5 protein-coding genes are annotated in these 3,685 nt (G+C 31.1%); 2 read left to right on the top strand and 3 right to left on the bottom strand.

All coding sequences use genetic code 11. The features are described 5' to 3' along the window. Positions 1-959, top strand: a 959-nt coding sequence (gene cydB, locus VFS71_RS16475; RefSeq protein WP_326402651.1) for a cytochrome d ubiquinol oxidase subunit II, incomplete at its 5' end; no start/stop codon positions are given. A 26-nt stretch (positions 960-985) separates the two neighbouring features. Then, positions 986-1,582, top strand: a complete 597-nt coding sequence (locus VFS71_RS16470) for a DUF2238 domain-containing protein (RefSeq protein WP_326402650.1) — start codon at positions 986-988, stop codon at positions 1,580-1,582. Between the two features lie 97 nt (positions 1,583-1,679). Here VFS71_RS16470 and VFS71_RS16465 read toward each other — a convergent pair whose 3' ends face one another. The 3 genes from VFS71_RS16465 to VFS71_RS16455 form a co-directional block, all read right to left on the bottom strand. Beyond that, positions 1,680-2,219 (bottom strand): hypothetical protein, encoded by a 540-nt coding sequence (locus VFS71_RS16465; protein ID WP_326402649.1) that lies wholly within the window; start codon positions 2,217-2,219, stop codon positions 1,680-1,682. 82 nt (positions 2,220-2,301) lie between these two features. Beyond that, on the bottom strand, positions 2,302-2,682 hold the full coding sequence (locus VFS71_RS16460; RefSeq protein ID WP_326402648.1) for an ankyrin repeat domain-containing protein: 381 nt from the start codon (positions 2,680-2,682) through the stop codon (positions 2,302-2,304). Positions 2,683-3,088: 406 nt separating this feature from the next. Next, positions 3,089-3,685 (bottom strand): AMP-binding enzyme (locus VFS71_RS16455; protein WP_414656006.1); only part of this gene is annotated, 597 nt, incomplete at its 5' end.

Raw genomic sequence — 3,685 nt, 5'->3', positions numbered from 1 at the left:
TAGAAGGTTTTGATTTTGGAGCAGGTGCTTGGCATTTATTTTTTAGAAAAGATTTAAGCCGAAGAATTGCAATAAACGCAATTGCACCTGTTTGGGACGCCAATCAAGTTTGGTTAATAATTGGTGGTGGGGCATTATTTGCAGGATTTCCTGTTATGTATGCTACCATGTTATCGGCAATGTACGTCCCGTTTATGCTCTTTTTAATGCTAAATGTACTTCGTGCCGCTGCTATTAAATTTAGAAGTGTCGAAGAAATGAAATGGTGGAGAAACAGTTGGGACATAATTTATAGTGTTTCAAGCATCCTGATTGCATTTTTGTTAGGGGTCGTTTTGGGTAATATTTTGCAAGGTTTCGCTTTAGGCCCCAATTTTAGTTATCAAGGTGGTGTGTTTTTCTCTTTTTTAAATCCTTATGCCATAATGGTTGGATTTACTACTCTTTCAATTTTCATGACACAAGGTGCAATCTATCTTTTATTGAAAACTGAAGGAAGACTGCACGCTAGGCTTACATTTTTACTTCAAAAAGGAATGATATTTTTTATCATTAGCTTTGGAATTACGACACTTTACACTTTAGTTTTTATTCCAGAAGTTACTGCCAATTTTAGGGCTAATCCGGTTTATTTCATTGTTCCAGTTATTTCATTTTTGGCTGTGGCCAATGTTCCTAGATTGGTTTCAAAAAAACAATACATGCTGGCATTGATATTTTCGTCATTAACAATGGCTTTTTTGCTGATTCTTGTTGCCTTGCAATTATATCCAACCTTACTAATCTCTACAATTGACCCAAAATTTAGCGTAACAATTTACAATGCGGCTTCTTCTCAAAAATCATTGGGAATTATGTTGACTATTGTTGCCATTGGCGCTCCTTTATTAGCTGCTTATTTTTTCTTTTTGTACAGAACGTTCAATGGAAAAGTAAAACTTGATGATACCAGCTACTAACTTAATCTGTTTTTAAAAATTAACAAATGAAATACATCTACCTACTACTAACCATATTTGGAGTTACTTTACTTTGGTCAATTATCAATCCGAAAGAAGGATTTACCTGTTTCTTAGAAATTATTCCAGCAATAATTGGATTAGTGATTTTGGCTTTGACTTTCAAAAAATTTCGATTCACCAATTTTACTTATACCTTGATTTTAATTCATTGTATTATTCTTTTCATCGGTGGACATTACACTTATGCTGAAGTTCCCTTTTTTGATTATATCAAAGAGATCTTTCATCAAAGTCGAAATAATTATGACAAGGTTGGTCATTTTGCACAAGGTTTTGTACCTGCAATGATTATTCGAGAATTATTTATCCGAAAAAAGGTAATTGCCAACCAAAGTTTTTTCAACTTTATTATCGTTTCCATTTGCTTGGCAATTAGTGCAGCCTATGAATGGATTGAATGGTTTGTTTCTATTGCTACAGGGGACGGCGGAGATGCATTTTTGGGAACGCAAGGATATGTCTGGGATACACAATCGGATATGTTGTTTGCTACTATTGGAGCTATTGTCGCTTTATTATTATTTTCAAAAGTACAAGACAAGGAACTTATAAAAATGTAATTAACTATAATACAAAAAAAAAGCATCATTATACTCTTCATAATGGTGCTTTTTTATAGTCCCTAAATAAGCTTTTGCTTATCTCATCAAGCTTTTTTTAATTCATTCCGATAAATTTTTTAGAATTAAATGTATTAATCAATAAAGAATTGCTATTTATTTTTTTAAAATCCAATGGTCTTGCATCGTTGCTTTCAGTACTTTCGATAATCATTTCAAGTTCTGATATTTCATCTTCCAATGTTCTTTCACCATAAAGAGGACAAGTTTCATTTGAAACTGTATTTTCAATAATTAAATTAGATTGAGCAATTATTTCTTTCATTGATTCTTCATAAGCCATGAATTCCAAATCATCTGAAGTTGTATTCTCAATGATTTTGTCTCCTTCAGCTATAACTTCTTTCACAGTTTTGCGATTATAAGTAATCACTGTTTCTGGATTGAACATTTCTGTATCTCCGCTTAATGAAGGCCTAACTTTTTTTACTCTCTCGGTTGATATTATTCCTTCATTTTCTTTAGCTAAAAAGCCTTCTTTAAATGAATTAACTGGTCTGCCAACGGTATTTGTTGCACTACAAACATTAGTTAATGACACTAATGCTATTCCTAAAATTAAAAGTGAATTTTTCATGATTATTTTGATTTGATTGATTGGTTGATTGTTTTTTTTTAATGGGACATCCTATTTGATGATGCCCCATTATAATACTTTTTTAATTTTGTTTCAAAAGTTGAATAGCTTCATTTGCATTTGATAATTCAGCATATTTCAAAGCAGTATACCCATTTTCATCTTTTTCATTAAGACGAGCACCTTTAGAAAGTAAAAATTTAATTATCTCTGTTTTGTTGTAACGAGCAGCAATCATTAATGGACTCATACCATTTGATTTCTCATTTACATCAGCACCGTATTCAATAAACTTTTTTACGGACTCTATATCTCCTTTGCTAATAGCAACACTCAAAGGTGTTATTGTTTCACTGAATTCGATTTTGTTTTTGATTTCAGAAAATGAATTTGCGTTTGATGCTAAAGAAACATTTGCAAAAGCTACTAAAGCTACTCCTAAATAAACGATTGATTTTTTCATAATAATTAATTTTTTGATTGATGATTGATTTTTGGTTTATTAAACTTGATTTATATAATAATATCCTATACAAATATATGTCTTAAAAAAGGTATTGTGTATCACATAGTACTTAATTTTAACTTTTTATTAACTTTTTCAATGTTTTTATTGGGAAAATAAACGCTGTACTATTTAACTGAAGTATCATAAAAATATATTTTCTAATAAACTGATAATCAATAGACTTTGTTTTTAATATAATGTTACTTGAATTAATAAAAATTTAACATTAGCCCAAAACATATAGTTATTAAGCATTTTATTTTGTGCTAAAGTGTATCAATCGCAATTAGAAATTAATAAAGTAAAAAAAAACTGCTTCAAAATTTGAAGCAGTTTCTATAGAAGCTAAAGGATAAAAGAGTTATACTATTTTTCCTTGTACAATTTCATCCACGATTTCTGGATTTAGTAATGTGGTAATATCACCAAAATTAGAATAATCACCTTCAGCAATTTTACGCAAAATACGTCGCATGATTTTTCCTGATCTAGTTTTTGGCAAACCAGTTACAAATTGAATTTTGTCAAGTTTAGCAATTGGTCCAATATGATCAGAAACATGCTGGTTAATCTCTTTAATCAAATTATCCCTATCTCTGTACTCACCAGATTCTTTCAAGATAACATAACCATACAATGCATTTCCTTTAATATCATGTGGGAAGCCAACAATTGCAGACTCAGCAACAGCTGGATGTTCATTGATCGCATCTTCAATAGGTGCTGTTCCCAAATTATGTCCAGAAACAATCACGACATCATCCACACGTCCTGTTATTCTATAATAGCCTACTTCATCACGCAAGGCACCATCACCCGTAAAATATTTACCTGGAAAAGCAGAGAAATAAGTGTCTTTATATCTTTGATGATCTCCCCAAATAGTTCTTGCAATACCTGGCCATGGGAATTTAATACACAAACTACCATCCACTTGATTACCTTCAATTTCATTGCG

Source organism: Flavobacterium sp., from assembly GCF_035760125.1.
GTDB lineage: Bacteria > Bacteroidota > Bacteroidia > Flavobacteriales > Flavobacteriaceae > Flavobacterium.
The sequence above is the reverse complement of the archived record's forward strand: the minus strand, read 5'-3'. Positions and strand labels throughout refer to the sequence as shown.